The 2,258-nt window shown below is 40.8% G+C and carries 4 protein-coding genes; 1 reads left to right on the top strand and 3 read right to left on the bottom strand.

All coding sequences use genetic code 11. The features are described 5' to 3' along the window. Positions 1-228, bottom strand: a 228-nt coding sequence (locus L4C33_RS21705; protein ID WP_428814462.1) for an MATE family efflux transporter, incomplete at its 3' end; no start/stop codon positions are given. Between the two features lie 138 nt (positions 229-366). On the opposite strand from L4C33_RS21705, the gene L4C33_RS21700 reads away from it, so the two are divergent. Beyond that, the gene (locus L4C33_RS21700) at positions 367-975 is read left to right on the top strand and encodes a riboflavin synthase subunit alpha (RefSeq protein ID WP_428814461.1); all 609 of its coding nucleotides are present in this window, start codon (positions 367-369) and stop codon (positions 973-975) included. 62 nt (positions 976-1,037) lie between these two features. Here the strand turns inward: L4C33_RS21700 and L4C33_RS21695 are convergent, their stop codons facing one another. Continuing rightward, positions 1,038-1,241 carry a CPXCG motif-containing cysteine-rich protein gene (locus L4C33_RS21695; RefSeq protein WP_428814460.1) on the bottom strand — a complete coding sequence of 68 codons (204 nt, stop codon included), beginning with the start codon at positions 1,239-1,241 and terminating at the stop codon, positions 1,038-1,040. A gap of 85 nt (positions 1,242-1,326) precedes the next feature. Next, positions 1,327-2,193, bottom strand: coding sequence for a fructosamine kinase family protein (locus tag L4C33_RS21690; protein WP_428814459.1), 867 nt, complete (start codon positions 2,191-2,193; stop codon positions 1,327-1,329). Positions 2,194-2,258: the final 65 nt, after the last annotated feature.

Here is a 2,258-nt window from a genome sequence, read left to right as displayed (position 1 = left end):
ATTTAGTTGTGCTACTACAGGTACTAATGCCATTAGTAGGCCGACACCAAATAAGATGCTTGGTAGCCAGATACTGGCTGCGATAGAAACGGCTGCCATATCGATAGCACTTACGCCACCAGCCATAACCGTATCTACGAAACTCATGCCTGTTTGAGCGACAGAGGCGATCAGAACAGGGGTCGCGAGTTTGATCAAATTTGATGCTTCTTTTTTATAACGATGCACAAAGCACTCCGAATCAAATGAAGGTAAAGAGTAGAATTAGATAAGGGATAGATTAGGAATGAAAAATTCAGAGTTCCCCTAGGACGGATGATAAAGAAATGTCACAATAACTGCTACGAAAAACTGCAGGAACGAACAATGTTTACAGGAATTGTGCAAGGACTAGCGACTGTCGTTGCGATAGAACATAAAGAAAACTTCCAAACTCATACTCTTCAACTTACAGGTGACATGAGCGAAGGCCTAGCAATTGGTGCTTCTGTGGCACATAACGGCTGTTGTCTTACCGTTACAGAGTTTGATAATGAACGAGTATCCTTTGATCTAATGCAGGCAACACTTTCACTGACAAACCTTGGTGAATTAAAAGTTGGCGATCAAGTAAATATTGAAAGAGCAGCGAAATTTGGTGATGAAATTGGTGGGCATACTATGTCAGGCCACATCACATTGGTTGCTGATATAGTAGAAGTTATTACGACTGAAAATAATCGAACGATTTGGTTTGAATTACCTGAAGCTGTAATGAAGTACGTTTTAGCTAAAGGCTTCATTGGTATTGACGGCTGTTCACTGACTATCGGCGAAGTGGTAGATCAGCGTTTCTCAGTTCATTTGATCCCAGAAACATTGAACAGAACTTTGTTTGGTCAGCGTGAAGTAGGTGACAAGGTTAACATTGAGTTTGACCCGCAAACCCAAGCGATTGTAGACACCGTTGAAAGAGTGTTAGCGAACCAAAAGTAACAACCTAGTTGTACAAACAGAGCAAAAAGAGCACCTCGCGTGCTCTTTTTCAGTTTTGGATTTTAAAAGACTTGTTCGTCATCCGCATCAATATACAAATTAATACTGTTGTTTAGCTCATCTACTTGCATGTCTAAATGAATGGCATTACAGCATGCAGGGCAGTCATCATAAAAGTCTTGGCTTCCATTTGAGGCATCTAAAGTTATACCAATCTTATGTCCACAATGTGGGCAAGTAACTTTCTTCTCTGTGTAGTTATGCATAGAGTTCATCCTCTTACTTCAGCGTGTTGCTATTTAAAGAAGTCATGCTTCATTTGTTGAATAATTGTCTAGTGGTGTTGCTATATCAAAAAGCTTGAATTCGATCGATACAGGCCTCTGTCTGAGACAGATACTGCCCACCAAATTGATTACAGTGATTGAGCAGATGATATAAGTTGTAAATCCTCTTACGTTCATTATAGCCGACATCTAGTGGAGCAACGCTCTCATAGCCTTCATAAAACGCAGGTTGAAAGCCTTCGAATAGTTCCGTCATCGCGATATCACATTCACGGTCGCCCCAATAACAAGCAGGGTCATAACAAATAGGGCCAAAAACGGAGTTTGAAACATTACCATGCCATAAATCCCCATGAAGCAGAGAAGGGCGAGGGTTGTGCCCTGAAAGTTTCGAATGGATAAGCTCAACCATCTCGTCAATTTTTCCGAACTCGATGCCTTTTTCTTTGAGTAATTGCAGCTGCCAACCAATGCGTTGTTCTGCAAAGAAGAGAGCCCACTTTTTATGCCAAGGGTTTAATTGGAGAGTGTTACCTATGTAGTTATCTTGATCGCAACCAAACTCTTTTTGTTCACCCCACAAATGCAAATTAGCGAGCTGAACCCCGAAATCAAAGCTGCATTTATCATTTTCTAAAGGTTTAGTGGGTAAGTAGTTAAGAATAATAAAAGAGCTGTCTTTGCTTGCACCTAAATGGACGACCTCCGGAACGGCGACGGTAGACGTTTCTCTAAGAAGACGTAGATTTTCAGCTTCAATCTGAAATTTGTTGGTGTAATCTTTATTATTGACCTTAACAAAATATCGCTCGTTGCCATCACTGATCATGTAGCAATCGTTGATGTCACCTCCGGATACTTTGACTCGCTCTGTGATAGTAAAGTTGAACATAAGAGTATCTGATAACTGCTGAGAAATAGCCTGCCACATAAGGAATCCTCGAATTAAACATGTCGTCCTACCTCCAGTTTAGAATACTTTCTGACCTTTAATAG

Origin of the sequence: Vibrio makurazakiensis (assembly GCF_050337375.1) — a bacterium.
Taxonomy (GTDB): Bacteria; Pseudomonadota; Gammaproteobacteria; order Enterobacterales; family Vibrionaceae; genus Vibrio; species Vibrio makurazakiensis.
This window is presented reverse-complemented; position numbering and strand designations above follow the sequence as displayed.

Coding starts and splice junctions, on each gene's coding strand:
- L4C33_RS21690 (WP_428814459.1), bottom strand. CDS start 2,193: ATGTGGCAGGCTATTTCTCAGCAGTTATCAGATACTCTTATGTTCAAC.
- L4C33_RS21700 (WP_428814461.1), top strand. CDS start 367: ATGTTTACAGGAATTGTGCAAGGACTAGCGACTGTCGTTGCGATAGAA.
- L4C33_RS21695 (WP_428814460.1), bottom strand. CDS start 1,241: ATGCATAACTACACAGAGAAGAAAGTTACTTGCCCACATTGTGGACAT.